The following is a 20,877-nucleotide window of genomic DNA, read 5'->3' as shown; positions in this document are numbered from 1 at the left end:
GCGATCGCTAGTTCATCTAAGTGCAAAAAATGATGTATTTAAAAATACTTAATTATTTTAAATAAATTCAGTATTTACTTAATAATCTTCCTCAACAACAAGATCCCCGATTTCTTTAAGAAATCGGGGATCTAAGCCTTTTGATTTGAACGAAATCAAATTAGATTGCTATTTACCAAAAGCATCCTTGATATTATCAACAGTGCGCTCAACAACATTCTTTGTGTTGTCTACTGCTTCTTTAGTCCGAGATGCATCCTCATTTGCTCTTTTCTGAATTGTAGCCGCATCTCTCTTGGCTTTGCGTTCAGCAAAACTACCACCGTCTGTTGCTTGGTCAACCTTACTGGCATTACTCTTGGCAGCATCCTTAACTTTATCTGCCGTATCGTCGATGAAATTTTTAGCTCGTCCAGCATCTTTACTGGTTTTTTCTTGAACTTTATCGCCTGCGTCTTTTGATGCGATCAAGGTTGCAGTAGGTTCAGCCATTGCTGAGGTGTTCGAGAAAAATGCACCTTGCCAAACGAAAGCAATCGCTAACATACAAAACAGTGTTGTAGTCATCCAGCGTTTTACGGTGGAAAGCTGTTTTGTAAAATAATTCGATTTCATACAATACAATCTCATGTTATTTAGTATACTAAATTTACTTTATTTAGCTTATTCACCATATCGATCCCTAGATAGAAGTTCTTACATCATTAGTTATGAAAATAATTCACTATTTTGATAGATTGAATTTTTAGGAAAGATTTTTTGCTGCTAATCAAAGACAGATTTTAGATATGCGTGGGTGATCACGCTTGGGTAAAAGTTAGCGATCGCTATTCAGTTAATTAAATTGCAATTGCAACTGACTTTTTCCAGTTGGGACGTTTGCGTTCTGATTTTTTCTTCAGTCCAACTGCTTGGGCTTGATCGCTATCCAAACCGTATTGTCCGCGTACAACTTCTTTCATTGCTAATACAGCATTATGAAATTCCCATTCTGCTAACCGTGCAGCATCAGTAGCAGCACGGTATAAAGTTAGTTTCTCGGTTTCGGCTTGCTTCTGCGCCAACATAGTCTGATAAGCTTGCTGTAAATTTGCTACAGACGCATCAGCACGGCTTGTATTGTATGTGGTGATAGTTTGCAAACCGTGCAATGAGATTATATCTTGACTAATTGATTGCGAGGGCAAACGGCGGGTTCTATCTTGGGTGGGCATATAAATATGCTGGTATAGGATATACCTTTAATGTGCCCATTAGAACAAAAAAAACTAGCAATAAAATGAGATTTTTAGATCGAACAAGGTTAAAAAAGCATGAGTTAATCTTTGCATGTCAAAACAATGGCATTGTCAGCCGAAACAATAGAATTGTCATTCAAAACAATGGCATTGCAAAAGGTTGCATTAGATAACGTAGCAATCGCAATTAGAATTACAGTCTAAGGAGTGTTTAAAAAAGCATCACGCTGACATCAATTGCTGGAGGCGCTGTGGTTCTTCTCCTAGCCAATCTGGATTTTGAGCAGTGCTATCAAAGATTGATGAAGTTTTGAAAGGCTCAAACTCGCCACGCGATCCTGCTTCTGCTGTTTTTGCTAAAAGCGATCGCACTTGCTCGTCGTTCATTGGTTGGAAAGTCCGCACTGCTTCAAAAGCTTGCTCTAGAATCTCCATGCTATCAATTCCGGTAATCACAACCGATGTGGGCAGATTCAAAGCATAGTGTAAACACTCAATTGGCGTTACAGTATTTGACCGTAAAAGAATACCATTTGCCAAGCTCTTCATTCCCAGAATCCCAATGTTTTGTTTAACCAGTTCTGGCACAACCAGCTTCGCAAAGCTCCGGTAGTGGGCATCCATTACATTGAGCGGCATTTGCACTGTATCAAATTTAAACCCGTAAGTGGCTGCGACTTCTAGCGTATGCAAATGAACAGATGGATCTTTGTGTCCAGTGAAACCAATGTATCGAAGTTTGCCAGCTGCTTTTGCCTCAATTAAAGCAGCATTTGCCCCTTCTTCGTCAAAAACTCGATGCGGGTCTTCGTGCCGAAGAATTTCGTGGTGCTGAACGAGATCGATGCAATCAACTTGCAGGCGTTGGAGTGATTCGTCTAGCTGCTGTGCTGCTGCTTTTTTTGAGCGACCATCGATTTTCGTCATCAGGAAAACTTTATCACGATAGCGATCGCGTAGCGCTTTTCCCATACGAATCTCGCTGACTCCACCGTTATAATCCCAACTGTTATCCATAAAGGTGATGCCGCGATCAATCGCTGTTCTAACAATTCGGATACCCAGTTGTTCATCAACGTGTTTCAAGCCGATGTGCCAACCACCCAATCCAATCGCAGAAACTTTCTCTCCTGTACTGCCGAGAACTCGATATAACATTTCTGAATTTGGCGTAGTTCCTGACATGTGTTCTCCAAGTGTTTCAGCTGTTACTTAAGTACATATAACTGTGTGCCAATTCAAACGCAAGGGAAAATTGACAATATCTTGCTGAAGATACACTTTTTGACGAGATTAGGAAAACATTCAAGAAGCCAAAATATCGATGGCAATTTGGGAGGTGTGAGGTAAACAGATTTTAGATTTTGGATTTTTTATTCACCCTACCGACAAACGGATATCTAAAAATCGGCAATCAATTTAACGTTAAACGAGCGGTTAGAAACTTCGTCTACACAGACTAAACCCACCTCCGTGGATTAAAACCTTAATTTTCTCTTAGGGACTTCCAAGAAATAAATTATCCAAATAAACGAACCACAGAGACACAGAGAACACAGAGGAATAAGGAGGAGAGAGTTTTTTGAGTATTTTTTATTTGCAAGTCCCTTAGTTTGCGGAGGCGGAGGAAAGTTTGTGTAGACGTAAATTTTACGCGCCCTGCCTATATTTATTTGCCGCTATAAAAAAAGGCAATTTCTTTTTCTTTTAGGGGTGCGAAACCAGCATCTACAAGTAATTGGTCAAGTTCTGCTTGGGGAATATGTTTTGCACCAATTCGCACAATGCGCGATCGCATAGTATTAGATACGCCACTACGCTGTCTATTGCCTTCTAGCGCCATGACTTTACCATAAAGTTCTAATTTGGCAGGCGGAATTGGAGAACCATCAAAATCAATTCCCTGTGCGATCGCTTCATCAATAGCATCAGCACCCGCGGTAGTTTGATTCCCTGGGTTAGTTTCGGTAGGCATAGTGATTTAATTTGCTCTTCGTTGCTATGGGTAGATTTTACCAGCCTTGCTGACACCTTTCTCCTGCTGAGGGTTAATTGCAATTGTCTGAATCAAAAAACCTCTCCCTGGTTTTACTACGCAAAACCAGGGAGAGGTTCGTCTAACTCACGCTTAACAGGTTAATCACGAGCTTGCCGCGTCACCAAACCCCCAACAAACGCCCCTAAAATCGTTCCTGTCCATAATCCTGTTGTGCTACCTTGCCATATTGCTCCTGGTGTCATCCAAGCGTTGCACATCACCTGGAAACCCCAAGATTGGTTTTGACACTTTTGCCTATGCAGCATTATGGTGATTTGCCCACTAGTGTAAGCACCAAAAAAACCTGATAATAGCGCCAAAAAAGTACAAATAAAAATCCTGTTTTTTGTCATTGGTCATTGGTCATTAGTTCCTTATTCCCATTCCCATCAACCTGTATTTCTCATCCCGGCTGCAATTCCATTAATAGTTAACAATGCACCTCGCAGTAACTCGCCTTTGCTGTAACGAGAATGGATGACTCCAGAAGTGGCATTAGTATTCATAGACTGGCGTAGGCGCTTGAGCAGGGAAACTTGGATAAATCCCAAGGGGACAATTGTGCCATTGCGTAACTGCACAGATCGTTGCAAGACAGGATCGCCATCTAACAATTGATTGTGATCGGTGATTTTTAACACCAAATCTCTTGTGAGATAGAACTCGCTGGCAATTTGGTCAAAAACCTTGGCAAAACGAAGTTGATCTTCTGATTGTGATAATTCCTGAACGTAGTGATGTGCCATTTGCATATCTACTTTTGCCAAAGTCATCTCGGCTTTAGAAATCACCATCTTGAAAAAGGGCCACTTAACGTAAAAGTAGCGCATTAATTTCAAGTGTTCTTCTGGTTCTGCATTCAAGAACTCTTGTAACGCTGTGCCAACGCCGTACCAGGAAGGAAGCAAAAAGCGGGTTTGCGTCCAGCTAAATACCCAAGGAATAGCTCGCAGACTGCTTAAATCTTTCTTACCAGATGGACGGCGGGCTGGACGAGAACTAATTTGTAGCTGGCTAATTTCTTCAATTGGGGTTACTTGGTGGAAGAAGTCAACAAAATCAGGCTGTTCATAGATTAAAGCCCGATAATGTTGCCGTGATCGCGCTGCTAATTCTTCCATAATCTCATTCCAGGGTTCAATATCATCAAACCCTGTCCGTAGCAGACTCGCTTGAATTACAGCAGTGGTGATGGTTTCCATGTGGTACAAAGCCAAGTCTAACAAGGAGTATTTAGAAGCTAGAACTTCTCCTTGTTCGGTAATCTTGATTCGCCCATTGATACTATGACCCGGTTGAGCCAAAATTGCCTCATAAGCAGGGCCACCACCTCGCCCTACAGAACCGCCGCGTCCGTGGAAAATCCGCAAACTTATATCGTATTTTTCTGCTATTTGTTGCAGTGATTTTTGGGCTTTGTGAATTTCCCAGTTGCTGCTTAAAAAACCAGAGTCTTTGTTGCTGTCAGAATACCCCAGCATCACTTCTTGCAAGTTAGAGGTGAGGGGGGAGGGGGAGGATGAATTTTCATCGATATCTTCTGCTTTTACTTGTTCGTAGCCGCCGGCTAATAAAGCACGATATAACGGGAGTTCAAACAGTTTCCGCATGACGCTTCTGGAGCGTTGTAAATCTTCTACTGTTTCAAATAGGGGGACAACTTGAATGGTTCCCACAGCGATGGCGGGGTCAAAAAGTCTGGCTTCTTTGGCTAACAGTAATACTTCCAGCACGTCGCTGACATCGCGGCACATGCTGATAATGTAAGTTTGGCAGATATTTAGACCAAATTCTTGTTGGAGCGATCGCACGACGCGAAAGGTTTCAATTACATCGTTGGTTTTTTCAGAAAATGGTAATTCTGCTGGAATTAACGGCCGGCGGGTTTGCAGTTCTCCTGTGAGCCAAGCAACTTTTTGCTCCTCAGATAGTTCGTTGTAAGGTTGAGGTAATATTTGCAGGTATTGTAGGATCTCATCCAGCGCATCAGCGTGGCGGGATGATTCTTGACGGATATCTAGCTGTGTCAAGTTAAAACCAAAAATTTCTACCTGACAAATGAGATTTTCTAAATCTCGACAGCTTAAACCTGTTTCTGTCAAGTTACGCTGAATCATCCGCAGTTCTGCTAAAAAATCGTCTCCTGAACGATACAGGGGACTATCTTGATTTTTTGGCGTTTCCCGATTGTACAAAGCTAGATTGCGATCGCGAGTATTTTCTAGCCGTTTCAGTACATAAGCGAGTTTCAGCCGATAGGGTTCTTGCCGATAACGGAGTGCCAGGGCATCATATACCTCACTCAACTGGGACTGATCTAACTCTAGAGATTCCAGCAAATCTGGTAAGACATCACTCCAGTGCATCGACACACTCAACAATTCAATCAGATTTTTCACTGACTGAATATATCTCCCCAGCACCATTTTGCGCTGATAGCAAGCTGTTTGCCAGGTGACTTCTGGTGTAACTGATGGGTTCCCATCCCTGTCTGAGCCTACCCAAGAGCCAAAAGAACAAAAGTTTTTACTTGGTGGTTCTAGCCAAGGAAAGGTATTAGATAATGTATGTTTGAAACGTTTATAAAGTTGAGGAATGCCATCAAATAAAACTTCTTGGAAGTAGTGTAGGGCATAATCTACTTCATCTAGCACAGTCGGTTTGAACTGGTGAAGTTCGTCGGTGCGCCACCAGAGGCGAATTTCTTCGAGCAATTGTTCGCGGACATCTGCTGCTTCCCAAGCATATCCGCCACCTGTACCACCAGCATGGTTTTCTAAGGTATCCAGTTTTTGCAAGAGTTGTACCACCTGTCGCTGCTTATCCCGGATGGTATGACGAACAATTTCCGTCGGGTGCGCTGTGAAAACTAAGCGTACATCCAGATGAGCAATGAGACGTTGAATCTGCTGGGGTGGTACATTCTGTTTGAATAAATAGGGAAACAAAGCAGCGAAAGTCCCTTTTGGTTTGACTTGCGCTTTTTCTAGATAGTTCTTTGCCAGCAATTCTGCTGCTATTCCCTTGCTAACAGGCGCATCATCTTCTCTTTGATTGGACGAGTAATTGACATTAGATGCTCTTTCTGCATCTGTAGGCTCTGTTTCTGCCTCATAGCGACTTAGTTGCTGCCGTTGCTCATATTCCTGCTCTATGATGTTAATCAGCTGAAAATACAGAGCGAAAGCACGAGCCGCGCGGATTGCTTCGTTGATATTTAGTTGTTCAATTAATTTGACGGCTGAGGATGCTTGGTCATTTGTTGCCTGTCCTTCTGGCGAACACAAATCGCGCAACTGCCGCAACAAGTCCACCATGTTTTGACCGCATTCTTGCCGGAGAACAGACTCCCACAATTCTTCCACTACCTGGAGACGATGACGCAAAAATAATTCCGACACCGGGTATATATCCGCAGTTTGAGACGAAGAGTATAAAAGGGAACCCATATTCTCTATCTTGTAAAGCTAATAACTGTTTACGCTTCTAGGTTTTCTACTGAATGCTCATCGGGTTATTCCTGAGCAAATAATTATTTGGTGTATATTTTCTAAGTTTGATTAGTTTCGCGCTCCTCTGGGAAGTCGAGAATGGGTAGGCGATCGCCTCGAAACAATTCTTCACTGGCTTCCCCTATGCTTTCTAGTGCCCTTACGGTGGTTTTTCCGGTAATGAGCAGCAGTAATATAGACGCTGTACCTATTTGTAAAAGGAACGATTGGGGAATGGTAAATAAATCGATATGGGATGGCGGGTTAGTTGAGGGTTCTTGGTTGGCAGGAGGCATTGCTAATTTTTGGTTATGGGAATTGATTTAGGAGTCATTGGTCATTGGTAAGGGCTTTAAAGCTATTTACGTTTCGTAATATACTTGGTTTTTTTGCGCCAACTTACTTAGGAATTAGGATGACTCCAACAATCGAGGGATGAAGTTGAAATGAGATAAGCTTGTTGGTTATTTCACCTATTAGGGGCGTTAGCACAATGAAACGCAAGTCTAGCTTTAAAGGACAAGTCATCAGCCAGTCATATAGAATTATTCTGACTCCTGGCTCCTGTACGCGATTAATCGCGTCTCTCCTAACTTCTGATTTATGACTCCCTATTAGTAAAATAAACGCAAAACTCAATATTAGTCAGACTTACAACCTGTACAAGACTATCTTGGCCGATTTTGTAAGCTACGAAGGTAACAAAATTGTTAAAAAAAAACGTCAGAGTGTGATAGACCTATGGTTCTAGTTTACAAGTGCAGGCACTATCCCCCAACCATCGCTTCCTGTAAAGTTAACTTCCCATGAAAACAGTATTACCAGATCGCCAGCAATCCTTAGTGCAATGGGTAAGCCAAGCCACAGGGATTAACACTTTCGGGGTGAAAGTCCGGTTACGGGGAAATGACCTTCATATTCTTTGTGAAGGTACAGAATGTCCGCAGCGTTGGCGTACTTTGTCTGATTTGCTGCAAGCATTACAGCAAACAAACTTAGATATTCTCACAAGCAGCGAACAAACCTCAATATATCAAGTATTTGTCTATGGCCGAAGAAAAGGGGAACAGCGCCCCAAATGGTGCCATCGGGTTTACTTAAATCAAATAGATAAGCATCTGGAGCAGGTAGAGCAAGCCTTGCTAGCAGATTCGGAAAAATCAAAACAGTCGGGTGGGGCGCTAATTGTCTCTAACGAAAGTTTGGCACGCCAAGGGAACCCAGAGGCGATCGCTAGATATCTCAGCGAAACTCTGAGTACGTTAGGTGTATCGGTACAAGCAAAGATTAAGCCATATCAGCCAAAGAACTCTCAGTCGGAAGAAAATCGCCTGTGGATATTTTGCCTGTCGAGCTATAGCCCTGATGCCTCATTGCTTGCAGAACCAATAGCAGAGAAGTTGCGTTATCTCAAGCTTTCTGGCTACCAAGATGCCGTAATTGTTTCCCAGGTGAGCGGCGAAACTGCCCCTGATTGGTTGCTGCGTGTCGATTTGACCCCAGCAGAGGTAATGCTGAAAGAATGGGCGCGTTGGGGTGATATCCAAGCGATCGCTCGGCTATTAACTGAGGTATTGTCAGGATTAAAAGTTGCTGTCCAAGCTTCTCTGAAAGAATCAACTCTACATATTTTTTGTACGCCAGCTTTTGATCCTTTAGGAACTGCACCAATCCCAGACAAGGCAGTGTGCTTAGAGGCGATTGTACCCCAGTTAGAAGCGATCGCACCTCAAGGCATTCTTGCCGCCACCATCTACGGGCAAAAAGCAGGTGACAAGCAACCCACTTGGATTGATTGGCTAGCTTTACCCGCCACAACCTATCCCGCCTTTGCCACATCACCGCTAGATTTGGCTAATACTGGCGATGAACCAGCCATCACATTTTTACTAGAGCGTTTACTAAATCCTGACTTGGATTGGCGTTTATTGACAGGTGGAATTCGTGTCCTCTTACTGAACAAAAATGATTTACTGCACATTATGTGTGATGCACCTGTTTGTCCAGGTCGTCAACAAGTAGCAAGTAAAATTACGCAGTTTATCCGCCATTTGAAAATTCCCGGTATTATGGGGATACGTATATACGGTCGCCGGGCTGGGAATAAAGATCCTTTTTGGCACTATGGCGTTGATCTTGAACATCGCCAACGTTTAGTACCAGAAGCAACACCAGAATTCGCTGCCACTTCTCAATACGTGGATGATTTGATACCCTCTGAGACTAGTGAACCAATTTTGCGCCCAGACTTAACAACAGAAGAAGTTCAAAGTTTTGTAACAGAAGTAGCGCGAGATTGGATAGCAACGGCGAGTGCAACCGCGAAAAAGTTCCTGTTAAAAAGCCAGCTATTTACCGAAAGCCACCAGCTAGCAGAAGAAAATCCTGACGATCAAGGGCTTAAAATTGCTTTAGTTTGGGGGACACTGGGATTATTACTCACTCTCCAAACTGATTGGATATTGGGTCGAATTACTGCACAGACTAAACCGAGTTTGCCAAAAGTTGCCAGTGTTTTACCTTCATCATCTGGACAAAAGGCATCTTTAACATCTGAAAAAACTCAGAGTGAGAAAACGGTATTTTTTAGCAGCAGTTCTAAAACAAAATCTCCTGCAAATCAGAGTTCTGTATTTAATGCTTCTGAGTTTACTCAAAGTGATGATACTTCGACCAAAAATTTGGCAGCCGCACCATTGAAAGAAAAAGCAACCGCAACAGCTATTCTTTTAGCAGCGCGATCGCAAATGCCAAGTTTCAATGTCAGGCAGTTAGATGAGCAGCTAGCACTGTATAAACAGCGTTTAGCGAGAACTGGTACACCACCCGATGTGTTGATTATTGGCTCCTCCCGCGCCCTCAGAGGAGTAGATCCAGCAGAACTTTCTAAAGCTTTAGCGACTCAGGGTTATCCTAATATTGACGTGTTTAACTTTGGGATCAACGGTGCTACTGCACAAGTTGTAGACTTTGTGCTTCGTCACGTACTGGAACCATCAGAACTGCCTAAAATAATTCTCTGGGCAGATGGGGCCCGTGCTTTCAACGGTGGACGTGAAGACATCACCTTTAAATCTATCGCTGCATCAGCTGGTTATAAGCAGGCATTCCAAAAAAACCCAAAAATAGCAAATAGCAGCGAATCGCCCGAAAATCAGGAAAGTTCGCCAGAAGAGAAGGTAAAAGAAGAAAAACAGGAGATTAGCACATATCAAGCTGTCAATGATTCTTTAAATCAGGGTCTAGCATCTCTTTCTGCTAGCTATCAAAACCGTGACCAAATTAAAGGCTTATTGCAAAAACAATTGCTTATACTTGGTCGTAATCAGACAGTTGCATCACAAAAACAGCTAACAGATGGAACTTCAGATGAGAGTATTTCCCAGCAAGCAGTTGATTTTGATGGCTTTCTACCTTTGTCTATTCGCTTCAATCCTGCCAGATACTATCAAAAACATTCTAGAGTTACCGGAAATTACGACAACGACTATAAATCTTTCCAAGTAGAAGGACAGCAAGATGCTGCTCTTCAAGAAGTGCTTCAGTTTACCCAGTCTCAGAAAATTTCCTTAGTCTTTGTCAATATGCCTCTCACGGCAGATTATTTAGATCCAGTGCGTAAACAATATGAGCAACAATTTCAGCAATATATGTTGCGTCTAGCTACTAATCCCAACTTTATTTATCGGGATCTAAGCCAAAAGTGGCCCAAAGCACATGACTACTTCTCTGATCCCAGCCACCTCAACCGCTTTGGAGCATACGAAGTCTCCAAAAAGCTGGCTAATGACCCGATGATTCCTTGGCCAGTGAAGTAGCGAACAGGGGAATGGGGAGTGAAGGATGAGGAGGCAGGAGAGGCAGGGGGAGAATTCGTCGTAACTCCTAACTCTTCAACTTAGCACTCCTCACGGGCTAAACGCCCCGCTACCGCTAACGGAACTGTTTTGCCCAATGCCCAATGACAAATGACAAATGACTAAAAAATGAACTTTATATCAATTTTCTATGGTCTTTTCTTGTTGAGTGTTTTAGGAATTTACTGGTCTTTAGCCCAACAGAAATTACGATTATGGACGCTGCTAATTGCTAGTTTAGTTTTCTACGCATCTTTGCATATCCAATACATACCATTGCTATTAGCATTGACGTTTATCAATTTCCGTTTGGGGCTAGAGATTGGGAAAAATACATCACCAGGAAAACATTCTCTTGACTGGCAAATTTCTAATGAAGAGTGGCAATTTGCCCAAGGTGACTGGAACCGCCGTCGTCTAAAAGTTTTGTGGCTGGGTATAGCTCTAAATGTCTTACTATTATTAGCTTTTAAGTATCTAACCCCTCTATTTAAGTTTGTTTTCAATATCCAAGCAAACTCACCAGATAGCTCTTTTAAATTGATTGCACCTTTGGGAATTTCATTTTTCACCTTTGAGTGTATTGCCTATTTAATAGATGTCTATCGTGGTGCGCCTGCTACCGATCAGTTTCTGAAATTTGCCACTTATAAATTATTCTTCGCCAAACTGATTTCCGGCCCGATTACGCGCTATCACAACTTAGCAAATCAATTCAATACGCTAGACTTTCCCAGTGCCGATAGAGTAGCAGAGGGGCTGTGGTTAATTGCTAGAGGTGCAGTCAAAAAAGGTATTTTTGCAGACCACCTGGGAATTTTTGTCGATTTATGCTTTGGTAACTTACAACGAGCCGGTAGTACCGATCTCTGGTTGGCAACATTCGCCTACGGTTTGCAGTTATATCTAGATTTCAACGGTTACGTAGATATTGCCCGTGGGAGTGCCTTACTTTTCGGCTTGGTTCTACCTGAAAATTTTGACTTTCCCTACTTCAGCACCAGTATTGGAGAATTTTGGCGGCGCTGGCATATCACTCTCGGAGATTGGCTACGTAACTATGTCTACTTTCCTTTGGGTGGTTCGCGTCGGGGTTTAGTCCGCACATGCTGGAATTTATTTACTGTGATGCTAATCGCTGGCATCTGGCACGGTGCTGCTTTGGGTTATGTAGTTTGGGGCATATTCCACGGGTTAGCCTTGGTGGTTCATCGACTTACAGATGCTATGAGCGATCGCTTTGAAAATCTGGAGCAATTCTGGCAAAACCCTCTAGGTATCCTTGTCGCTTGGTTCTTGACCCAACTGATGGTTTTTACCTCTTGGATTTGGTTCCGTCTACCGAATATCGCAGACTCTTCTTTAGTAATCCGACACCTTTGGGGTTATCCTGCTGATGCCCAGTTTGCTCAAAAGGTCTATGTAGATGCTTTAAATATTAGCCAATACCAACTCACTTGGATGCTGCTAACTTTAGCTGCTCTTATGGCTGTAGTCTATGCCTTTAACCGGATGCTGAAGTTAGAGTTTAACTGGCCTATTAAACTTGTCTTTGTCCCTCTATGTTTCTACGCTGTTTGGTTATTAGCTCCTGAAGGCAGCTTGCCCTATATCTACTTTGATTTTTAGGTTTCTACAAACAATCAATAGCGACATAAGACAATGTACAACTTATTATTTCGTTACAGGTTATCCTGGCTATTTGTAACAGAATGTAAAGACAATAAACTAGGTGATCGCGTCATTAAAAGTTATAGCCAATATAATTTTGCGATAGCTTAGAAAGCTTTAATCACTTGCTTTTATCACTATTATTCATAGTAGAAAAACTTTACATTTCGACGATCTTGTTAAAGAATTCTATTACAGAATATTAAGCCCAAGATCGCGTCCAAGTAATTTCATGTAGACTGTAATTCAACAGGCAAAAGAAAATCTGCTTGTTCCATTTTTAACAAAAAATAGCACTTATAAAACAATGACCACAACCTTACAACGGCGCTCTGACGCTAACGTTTGGGATCGCTTTTGCGAGTGGATTACCAGCACTGATAACCGTATATATATCGGTTGGTTTGGTGTACTGATGATCCCAACCCTACTAGCTGCTACTGCTTGCTTCGTAATTGCCTTTATCGCTGCTCCTCCAGTAGACATTGATGGCATCCGCGAACCAGTTGCAGGTTCTTTAATCTACGGAAATAACATCATCTCTGGTGCAGTTGTTCCTTCCTCCAACGCTATTGGCTTGCACTTCTACCCAATCTGGGAAGCTGCTTCCTTAGATGAGTGGTTGTACAACGGTGGCCCTTACCAATTGGTAGTTTTCCACTTCTTGATCGGTTGCGCTTGCTACCTGGGTCGTCAGTGGGAACTTTCTTACCGCTTAGGTATGCGTCCTTGGATTTGCGTAGCTTACAGCGCACCTTTGGCTTCTGCTACCGCAGTATTTTTGATCTACCCAATCGGTCAAGGTTCTTTCTCTGATGGTATGCCTTTGGGTATCTCTGGAACCTTCAACTTCATGATTGTGTTCCAAGCAGAACACAACATCTTGATGCACCCCTTCCACATGTTAGGTGTGGCTGGTGTATTTGGCGGTTCCTTGTTCTCTGCAATGCACGGTTCTCTAGTAACTTCTTCCTTGGTGCGTGAAACCACCGAAACTGAGTCCCTTAACTACGGTTACAAATTCGGTCAAGAAGAAGAAACCTACAACATCGTTGCAGCTCACGGTTACTTCGGTCGTTTGATCTTCCAATACGCTTCTTTCAACAACAGCCGTTCACTGCACTTCTTCTTAGCAGCTTGGCCTGTCGTCGGTATCTGGTTTACCGCTTTGGGTATCAGCACGATGGCGTTCAACCTGAACGGTTTCAACTTCAACCAATCAATCATTGACTCTCAAGGTCGCGTTATCAGCACCTGGGCAGATGTAATCAACCGCGCTAACTTGGGTATGGAAGTAATGCACGAGCGTAACGCTCACAACTTCCCCCTAGACTTAGCTGCTGGTGAAATTACTCCTGTAGCAATGACTGCTCCTGCTATCAACGGTTAATTCTGAAGATTAGCTAAATAAAAAGCACCCTCCAGTGATGGGGGGCGCTTTTTTGTTGGAGCCATATTTAATTGGTTTAATCAAAACAGATAGGTAGCAAATTTTTCAGCCAAACATCATCAGTAGCGCAATAATAGATATAGAGATCAAAATACTTTATATGTCCTTTTCTCCCTCCGCCTGTTGTGTTGTCGTCCTCAACCAACAACAGGAGCAAAATATCTCCCACCAGAACCAGTGTAAGGATGTACAAGTTAACCACAGCAAAAGTATGGTTAAAAATTGCACTGTAGTTGAAAATGGTCGAGTCGTTGTTAAAGCCTTACAATCCTCAGACAATCAGACTTCCGAGTAAGTTTCAGGCATTTAAAGCATTTCATCTAAAGGTGAAACATCGTGAAAGCGGTTGTAATCAATGTAGCGATGTCCATCAGGTGCGTGGTAGAAGATATCGGCAAATTGATTATTCCACAAAATTTCATTAGCAGCATAAGTATGACGGGCATGGACTACCTGTGCAACCGTTTCATCAATGCCACTCAAAGAGACAATCAAGATAGTATTTGTCTGGATTAAGGATTCTGGTGTCATGCCATATAGAGGACTAAACTCATCAACGACATGCATCACTGACCAGCTTAAGGTGAAGCTAGGTGTCTGGTTCCTTAACAGTTTGAGATCGTAAAATCGACGTATAAATTGCCCTTCTAGGGTTATTTCGTCGCGCATTAAGTAGACTCGCATCTGCGCCTCTAAAATCATATTGCGACGCTGATTAGCGGTGCGAAATATAAGAGTTGGCATTGCATTATGAGGCGTAATTACAGCAACACGACTAAAAAGTACCCTAGCTGTAGGTCGGGAAAATCGAGCAAAGGCTAGCCCCGTCATTACGGCAATTCCCACCAAACCAATCATTGCTTCAATGGTGACAATAATGTTGGCGTAAGTTGTTTTGGGATACATCGCCCCATAGCCGATGGATGCTAGGGTTTGCACGCTAAAGAAAAAGACATCTAAAAAAGAGCCTGGTCGGGCGTTGGCAATACAATCTCCTCCTATCAAGTAAGCTAGGGCAAATAGAGCATTGATAGTTATATAGAAAGTACAAATCAGCAGTAGAAAGCCAGCCCAGGGAATCGTTAACAGCAAATGGTAGGGATCGCGCCAGTAAGAATGCCATACACCCATACCCATAATCTCAAATTTTCCGTCTCGAACTTGAATCTGAATAGGTAAAATCAGACGCTGTTGTTTCTTCCGTGAAAGTCTCTTTAGTCGAAATTTCATTGCAAGTAGCCAAAAGAACGGCAACTGCTTAGTATTTTGACACTCTCTGAGCTAAAGTGATTAAATTATTAAATCAGCAAAAAAATAGGATGAGCAATGCCCATCCTACTAATTTATCTGCTAGAAACTTATTTTTATGGCTTGGGTGATTGATCTTTCGAACAGCGATCAAACCACTCCTGGTATTTATTCTTGTGTGACTCATCTTCAACCGCAATGGTAACACGCACCCGATTGCAGCCGTGATTTTGTTCTAATGCGATCGCATTCAACAATAAACTAGCAGTCTTCGGTGAGTTAAATTCGCCGCTTATTGTTAAACCGCTTTCAAAATATGTACCTTCGAGTCTTTCTACTCCGGTCAAGTCAACATTAGCAATTTCCTCTTGACCTAAATCAATTTCTGCGAGTTGTTTGTGTTCTGGGCTAATTTGTTCCACAATCAGCTTTTCACGCCGGACAGGAACTTGGATCATCTGGGTTTCGATGACTTTGCGAACAATCACCTCGCCAACTTTTCGCTTACTGCTTTCAACAACTAGTCGTTCTTCTAGTAGACGAATAATCTGTTCTTCGCTGACCTCTTCTAAATTTGCTGGCTCAACTGCGCTACTTCTAGTTTGATTATTAACCAATTGCTCCGTTGAGTTGCCTAGGTGTAGGCCCTCGTAGACATCGCCGGATTTTTCTGCTTCTGAATATTCAGGCATATATTCGATTTCTGATTTGTTGAAGTCTATGAAAACAGATTTAGTCGGCTTGTCGATTTTTTTTATTCTCTGGCTCTGCAATCGAAAAAAAGAAGGATGTTTATTGGCTAACTGCTCGCCATTCTCTAGAGTTTGTTGATTGACCTGGTTTGATATAACTAGGTTTAACCGTTTATTAGCATCCACAATTAAATCATGAACTACTCCTACTAGCTGACCTTGGTTATCGAACACAGCAAAATCCTTCACCTTTTTTTTCAAATCTGCTATTGAGGTGTTAGTGCCAGAATTACCGTTTGCCTGTCCAATGTTTTTTGTCATCGGTTGGCTATTCATAATATGCAAAGTTTATGAACTGCTTTTTACTTGGCTAAATTAAATGTATTGCTCATTCTAAGCTATTGGAAGAACAAGTAAAGCCAATTCAACAGCTTTACCTGTAATGTGTCGAATTAATTATTAGCCATTAGCTATTAACTAATGGCTATATTTAGTTAGCGTTCTTCGATGGGAAGATTACCAGAATTCACATCTAGCTCTTCACGGCGCACAGTTTCTTGCGTTTCAACTGTGTCTTGATCTACCACCTTTCTAACTCTGACTTCTTCGCGCAAAAATGCTTCTTTACGAACATCAGGAGTTTCTTCGTGGATTTCTAGACGAGCAACTTCGCCTTCACGGAAATCTGCTTCGCGTCCAGAAACGGCAGTACCTGCATCTGCTGGAGTTACACGTTCAATTACAACTCGCTCTCTTTCTACCGGCACTGCAACCCGTGCAGTCTCAGTCTCAACATGCTTACCAATCGATACTTCTCCAGTTTTTTGGCGGCGTTTACTGGCAATCAGCCGTTCTTCATATAATCTCAGAGTTTGATGATCTTGCTCATTTAACCCAAACAAAGAAGGCTCATGTTCGTAATTGTAGCTATCACGATTATAAGTTGGCGCAGTTGTCGCTGGTTGATAGGTTGTATCTACAGGTATTGATGCTTCTACAGGCGCTGATGCATCTAAAGAACTGGTGTAATTTGCGGGTTGACGATATACGCCACGCACCCGTTCTTCGTAATCGTAATCAAGCGCTTGACGCTCACTGAATTCAGGTAAATCTTCAGCTTGCTCTCTAGTCAAGCCAATTGTGTAGACGCGATCAACGTTATAGTCGATACGGGCACGGCCAATTGGTAGTAAGACTTTTTTACCAAAAATCCAGAAGCCTAAGTCAACAACTAGATAGCGAAAATGACCTTCTTCGTCAACTAAAACATCGCTGACAGTACCAATTTTTTCATCAGTTCCTTGTGTATAAACCCCAAGCCCATTGATTTCTTTACCTTCAAAGGTATCACGATAGTTAGGCTCAAAATCTTCTAATTTGTAGAGTACCATTATTATTTAACCTCAATATTTTTCTTTTCAATTCATAGCAATTATGATAAGAATTCCTTTAATTGTTTACATCCTTCTGTCGAATGAATTATTTCAATAGTTAAATAACCAAAAGTTATAGTTCTTTTTATTTATGGCAGATAAAAGTAGCCCTAATTGAATAATAATTTAAAAGTTATATCCCCGACTTTTAAAAAAAGTTGGGGATATAAAACCGCGAATTTTCACCAAACAGATTTAAGGAGTTATGAATTTTTTTTCATTAAAATACTGTAGAGAATACAAATTTACCTGGACTTCTCTACGAGACGCTAGCGCTAATACTCCGCTACGCTAACATCCCGCGTCTCTACAACTTTTAAAAAATTCAATCCCCTTAAATAGCTCCATGTGTATTACTGCCATGTTCATTCACATGTAAATTACCCGCAGTATCAACATCTAACTCTTCTCGACGAATGGTTTCTTGTGTTTCCACAGTATCCCGTTCTACGACTTTCTTAACTCGGATTTCTTCACGCACGAAGGCTTCTTTACGTATATCAGGCGTTTCCTCATACACTTCTATGCGTGCAACTTCACCTTCTTGAAACTTAAGTTCATTGGTATCTACAACGTTTCCTGCTTCTGTTGGTACAACTCGCTCAATTACAACTCGTTCTTTTTGAATAGGTACTGTAACACTTGCAGTATCTGTTTCAATGTGTTTACCAACCGTTACTTCTCCGGTTTTGATGCGCTGTTTATTTGCAATCAACCGTTCCTCATAGAGTTTGAAAGTTTGATGAGATTGCTCATTCAGTCCGTATAAAGCTGGTTCTGTCTGGTAATTGTATGAATTGCGATCGTAAGTTACACCGCTAGTTGAAGAACGAAATCCACTACGTACCTTTTCTTCGTAATCGTGATCAAAGATTGTGTCTTCTTTGTACTCGACTAAACCTTCTACTTGGTGTTTGCTTAACCCATCAACATAGACACGTTTTGCAGGATAATCAATCCGGGAAAGACCAATTGGTAGTAAAATCTTTTTACCAGAAAAATCTCCACTTGTGTCAATAACTAAATATCGAAAATGACCATCATCATCAACTAAAACATCAGCGACTGAGCCAACTCTGTCTCCTCCCTCAGTATAAAGAACCAGTGATTTAACGTCGTCTCCACCAAAAGTTTCTCGATAGTTTGGATCAAAATGTTCAAGTTTATGAAGAGGCATACTCTGTTGTTTCCAGATTGTTTATAACTTTGTTATTACTGTAAAAAATATTGTGCTGAATCTCATCCTGCTGGCGACTGAATTCAGTTGAGATATTTTATGAGTAAAACACTCAGTTTTAACACTCAGCGTCATCAATAGGAGTATAACTAAAGTCATAAAGACTTTTAGCTTATGCTGGTTTGAAAAAGAATTCAGAAGTCAGAATGGCCTACGTCCCACTTTGCTAACAAGAACCATAATCAAGATCCTCGTAAGAATTGCTATATATCGTAGAGAAGGCTTTACGCAGGGATATCCGCTTTTTCGGTTAGAATTCAGAATCAATTCTGTTTCGATAAAAAATTTTCCAAGTCACACAACTTGAAAACTAAAGTTAAGACTTGCCCAATTATTGACATCCCAGGTATATGAGTCGGCTGCTGTGCTGTTCATCTCAGTTTTGAGGGCGCTGGCGTTATGCAAGTCTTGTAACAAGGCTTGTGCAACGTCTAAAGGATTTAACAATGGGCCAATCGGCCCTTGTTCGACTGTGGAATACTTAGCAGTACTCAAGGCGGCTAAAGTTTCGCTAAAGGGGACAGGACTAAAAATAAGTTGTTGTTCGCACTCAGAAGCTGGCCCTGAAATCACCCATTGGGAAGCAGCATTAGTTTGGGGTAGGGTGAGGCTTTCACCTGGGGCGATGACGACTTCTTGGAGGATAGGTTTGATGTCGGTAGTATTTGGTTCTTGGGGAGTTTCCCAAGAGTAGAAGGCAACTGCTGTATGATTATTATTTAATCCGAGCAAGATTAAATATATAGGGCGATCGCTCTGGTTTTCCACTCGATATTGCATTCGACTACCGATAGGCACAATCGGAGTGGCGAGAGACGCGATTGATCGCGTCTGTACTGGTTTTTTAATCGAAGTTTCAGTTTTTAAGCTTCGCACTGTTTCGCGCTGCATGATGATGCGAGGCGATATATTATTAACTATTTCTAAGGTTGCCTTGAGAGCCAAGCGAGAAGAACCTCCATTTTCTGTAAGTCGCCATAACTTGGCTGCTAGCAAGGTTGATAATTTTGGCGCTAACCTTTGCACTGTTAATTTTATTGCTTCTCCTACTTCCCCAGTGGTATTGGAAATTAATTCGCCACCAAGAGAAAATAGACCATAACGACTAGGAGTTTCCTGTAGCTTGGCAAATACATAATCAGCTGGTTTTTCACCTGCAACTACGGTGGATACATGGGAAAATCCCGCAAAGGCACTTGTCGCGTCTACCCGCTCAATTCTTTCTAATCCAGTATCGAAAGCTATTGTTAAATTAATATTTCGGGGTAAAACTCGGACTGCTTCTTGGACGAGTTGCCCGGTTTGTAGGGGATTTGCACCTTCAATTTTGGAAATTTGCGCTTTTGCTGTTAACCCAGTGCGCGATCGCAATATTAATTGTTCTTTTGTCTGTAGTGTAAACCTAGAATTCACTCCGTAGTATAGCAGCACTTGTGGGGGTAATCCTCCTAACCACAGATGCACGATTTTACCGTCTTCTTCAATATCACTCACCGCGCCTTCTGCACCAATGATATCGTCTGGCTGTAGAGACGTTATATCTGGATTTTTCTGACTACTTAATAACGCTGGTTGCTGTTTACTACCTAATTTATATAGAGAATTTTCCACGTAGGAAAGGGCTACTTGAATTTTGGTGGCTGGCGTGAATTCCCACAAATACTGCGTCAAGGCGTAGGTGAATAACCCAGCACTAAAACCAGAAAAAAGACCTTCCCTTGCTGGCTGCTTTGGTTCTGAGGTAGCTGCTAAAACAATCGGAGTGTTGGATAACTTCTGAGTTTTAAGTTGTTTGAGAAAGTCGAGTTCTTCTATTGCTAGCTTTGCTGCCGACTCCTGAAGGGCGCGAGTTTTTAATCCTATTACTGTGTTAGGAGCATCATAGCTAGTATCCAATACTGCTGTTACTTTGTCTGTGGAGAGCGATCGCAATAATAGCAGTAGAGTTTCTTCTAATATATGATTGACTATTTTTTCATCTTGTAAGTCAAGAGCTACATTAGCTGTCACCAGAGCATTTTGCATTGTATCTGGCGATGTTTTCAATTTGACACGAGTGCCATAACCGCTAAAGTGGAAAAAAGTTATATCACCAGGTTTAGCTTGTTTGCCCAGATGATCCGAAAAAGCTGCCTCAATGAATTCCCTGCTGGCTTGTTCCTCAGTTAAGGTTAGAATATCTGATCCTTGAAAACCAAAGCGGTTAATTAAAAGTTCTCTTTGCAGTTCTACATCTGTCAGACAACCACTGAGGTTTGGAATTTGGGAGTATTGGTTAATACCTATTAGCAATGCCAACTTGCGCGAGTTTGGTTGTGCCAAAGCCTGATAATAGCGATTTCCTAAAGTCAACCACTCAGCTTCTGTTACTCCCAATACCGCGAGTATTGAGCCAATTTTATGTAAAAACGTGCGGCGTTTCATAATTAGCTATCAGCCCTAAGCCCATTAGCTAGCAGCTTACAGGGCTGAACTCTGTATTGTAAAGTTACAAAATGTGGGGAATGGGGAATGGGGAATGG

The 20,877-nt window shown here is 41.9% G+C and carries 16 protein-coding genes; 4 read left to right on the top strand and 12 right to left on the bottom strand.

Going from position 1 to position 20,877, the window contains the following annotated elements:
• Positions 1-168 precede the first annotated feature (168 nt).
• The 7 genes from GNF10_RS24930 to GNF10_RS24900 all read right to left on the bottom strand — a co-directional run bounded on the left by GNF10_RS24930 (position 169) and on the right by GNF10_RS24900 (position 7,063).
• The gene (locus tag GNF10_RS24930) at positions 169-615 is read right to left on the bottom strand and encodes a hypothetical protein (protein WP_041565674.1); all 447 of its coding nucleotides are present in this window, start codon (positions 613-615) and stop codon (positions 169-171) included.
• A gap of 224 nt (positions 616-839) precedes the next feature.
• Positions 840-1,214 carry a hypothetical protein gene (locus GNF10_RS24925; protein WP_185585370.1) on the bottom strand — a complete coding sequence of 125 codons (375 nt, stop codon included), beginning with the start codon at positions 1,212-1,214 and terminating at the stop codon, positions 840-842.
• Positions 1,215-1,460: 246 nt separating this feature from the next.
• Positions 1,461-2,423: an aldo/keto reductase gene (locus GNF10_RS24920; protein ID WP_185585369.1), complete on the bottom strand. Its 963-nt coding sequence runs from the start codon at positions 2,421-2,423 to the stop codon at positions 1,461-1,463.
• A gap of 484 nt (positions 2,424-2,907) precedes the next feature.
• Positions 2,908-3,213, bottom strand: coding sequence for a DUF4090 family protein (locus tag GNF10_RS24915; protein ID WP_185585368.1), 306 nt, complete (start codon positions 3,211-3,213; stop codon positions 2,908-2,910).
• Positions 3,214-3,374: 161 nt separating this feature from the next.
• Positions 3,375-3,629, bottom strand: a complete 255-nt coding sequence (locus GNF10_RS24910; protein ID WP_185585367.1) for a hypothetical protein — start codon at positions 3,627-3,629, stop codon at positions 3,375-3,377.
• Positions 3,630-3,665: 36 nt separating this feature from the next.
• Positions 3,666-6,725: a phosphoenolpyruvate carboxylase gene (gene ppc, locus GNF10_RS24905; RefSeq protein ID WP_185585366.1), complete on the bottom strand. Its 3,060-nt coding sequence runs from the start codon at positions 6,723-6,725 to the stop codon at positions 3,666-3,668.
• A 101-nt stretch (positions 6,726-6,826) separates the two neighbouring features.
• Positions 6,827-7,063: a hypothetical protein gene (locus GNF10_RS24900; RefSeq protein ID WP_114080461.1), complete on the bottom strand. Its 237-nt coding sequence runs from the start codon at positions 7,061-7,063 to the stop codon at positions 6,827-6,829.
• Positions 7,064-7,573: 510 nt separating this feature from the next.
• Here GNF10_RS24900 and GNF10_RS24895 point away from each other — a divergent pair.
• The 4 genes from GNF10_RS24895 (at position 7,574) to GNF10_RS24880 (ending at position 14,040) form a co-directional block, all read left to right on the top strand.
• Entirely contained in the window at positions 7,574-10,585 is a 3,012-nt protein-coding gene (locus GNF10_RS24895) for a DUF1574 family protein (protein ID WP_185585365.1), read from the top strand.
• A 168-nt stretch (positions 10,586-10,753) separates the two neighbouring features.
• On the top strand, positions 10,754-12,253 hold the full coding sequence (locus GNF10_RS24890) for an MBOAT family protein (RefSeq protein ID WP_185585364.1): 1,500 nt from the start codon (positions 10,754-10,756) through the stop codon (positions 12,251-12,253).
• Positions 12,254-12,602: 349 nt separating this feature from the next.
• Positions 12,603-13,685, top strand: a complete 1,083-nt coding sequence (gene psbA / locus GNF10_RS24885) for a photosystem II q(b) protein (RefSeq protein WP_185580639.1) — start codon at positions 12,603-12,605, stop codon at positions 13,683-13,685.
• A 160-nt stretch (positions 13,686-13,845) separates the two neighbouring features.
• Complete coding sequence (locus GNF10_RS24880) at positions 13,846-14,040, top strand: hypothetical protein (RefSeq protein WP_185580640.1); 195 nt, start codon at positions 13,846-13,848, stop codon at positions 14,038-14,040.
• Positions 14,041-14,051: 11 nt separating this feature from the next.
• On the opposite strand, the gene GNF10_RS24875 is transcribed toward GNF10_RS24880, so the two are convergent.
• From GNF10_RS24875 to GNF10_RS24855, 5 genes are all read right to left on the bottom strand, one after another.
• On the bottom strand, positions 14,052-14,975 hold the full coding sequence (locus GNF10_RS24875) for an ion channel (RefSeq protein WP_185580641.1): 924 nt from the start codon (positions 14,973-14,975) through the stop codon (positions 14,052-14,054).
• Positions 14,976-15,109: 134 nt separating this feature from the next.
• The gene (locus GNF10_RS24870; RefSeq protein WP_260445949.1) at positions 15,110-16,006 is read right to left on the bottom strand and encodes a YsnF/AvaK domain-containing protein; all 897 of its coding nucleotides are present in this window, start codon (positions 16,004-16,006) and stop codon (positions 15,110-15,112) included.
• Positions 16,007-16,179: 173 nt separating this feature from the next.
• Positions 16,180-17,076, bottom strand: coding sequence for a DUF2382 domain-containing protein (locus tag GNF10_RS24865; protein WP_185580643.1), 897 nt, complete (start codon positions 17,074-17,076; stop codon positions 16,180-16,182).
• A gap of 376 nt (positions 17,077-17,452) precedes the next feature.
• A complete protein-coding gene (locus tag GNF10_RS24860) occupies positions 17,453-18,295 on the bottom strand; it encodes a DUF2382 domain-containing protein (RefSeq protein WP_185581780.1) in 843 nt (280 codons plus the stop codon).
• A 354-nt stretch (positions 18,296-18,649) separates the two neighbouring features.
• Entirely contained in the window at positions 18,650-20,779 is a 2,130-nt protein-coding gene (locus GNF10_RS24855; RefSeq protein WP_185581779.1) for a caspase family protein, read from the bottom strand.
• Positions 20,780-20,877 lie beyond the last annotated feature (98 nt).

This window comes from Nostoc sp. UCD121 (genome assembly GCF_014222285.1).
Taxonomy (GTDB): domain Bacteria; phylum Cyanobacteriota; class Cyanobacteriia; order Cyanobacteriales; family Nostocaceae; genus Nostoc.
Note: the sequence above shows the minus strand (reverse complement) of the source record. Positions and strands in the feature narration are given on the sequence as shown.

Coding starts and splice junctions, on each gene's coding strand:
- GNF10_RS24900 (WP_114080461.1), bottom strand. CDS start 7,063: ATGCCTCCTGCCAACCAAGAACCCTCAACTAACCCGCCATCCCATATC.
- GNF10_RS24860 (WP_185581780.1), bottom strand. CDS start 18,295: ATGCCTCTTCATAAACTTGAACATTTTGATCCAAACTATCGAGAAACT.
- GNF10_RS24910 (WP_185585367.1), bottom strand. CDS start 3,629: ATGACAAAAAACAGGATTTTTATTTGTACTTTTTTGGCGCTATTATCA.
- GNF10_RS24930 (WP_041565674.1), bottom strand. CDS start 615: ATGAAATCGAATTATTTTACAAAACAGCTTTCCACCGTAAAACGCTGG.
- GNF10_RS24890 (WP_185585364.1), top strand. CDS start 10,754: ATGAACTTTATATCAATTTTCTATGGTCTTTTCTTGTTGAGTGTTTTA.
- GNF10_RS24870 (WP_260445949.1), bottom strand. CDS start 16,006: ATGACAAAAAACATTGGACAGGCAAACGGTAATTCTGGCACTAACACC.
- GNF10_RS24855 (WP_185581779.1), bottom strand. CDS start 20,779: ATGAAACGCCGCACGTTTTTACATAAAATTGGCTCAATACTCGCGGTA.
- GNF10_RS24915 (WP_185585368.1), bottom strand. CDS start 3,213: ATGCCTACCGAAACTAACCCAGGGAATCAAACTACCGCGGGTGCTGAT.
- psbA (WP_185580639.1), top strand. CDS start 12,603: ATGACCACAACCTTACAACGGCGCTCTGACGCTAACGTTTGGGATCGC.
- ppc (WP_185585366.1), bottom strand. CDS start 6,725: ATGGGTTCCCTTTTATACTCTTCGTCTCAAACTGCGGATATATACCCG.
- GNF10_RS24925 (WP_185585370.1), bottom strand. CDS start 1,214: ATGCCCACCCAAGATAGAACCCGCCGTTTGCCCTCGCAATCAATTAGT.
- GNF10_RS24875 (WP_185580641.1), bottom strand. CDS start 14,975: ATGAAATTTCGACTAAAGAGACTTTCACGGAAGAAACAACAGCGTCTG.
- GNF10_RS24895 (WP_185585365.1), top strand. CDS start 7,574: ATGAAAACAGTATTACCAGATCGCCAGCAATCCTTAGTGCAATGGGTA.
- GNF10_RS24865 (WP_185580643.1), bottom strand. CDS start 17,076: ATGGTACTCTACAAATTAGAAGATTTTGAGCCTAACTATCGTGATACC.
- GNF10_RS24880 (WP_185580640.1), top strand. CDS start 13,846: ATGTCCTTTTCTCCCTCCGCCTGTTGTGTTGTCGTCCTCAACCAACAA.
- GNF10_RS24920 (WP_185585369.1), bottom strand. CDS start 2,423: ATGTCAGGAACTACGCCAAATTCAGAAATGTTATATCGAGTTCTCGGC.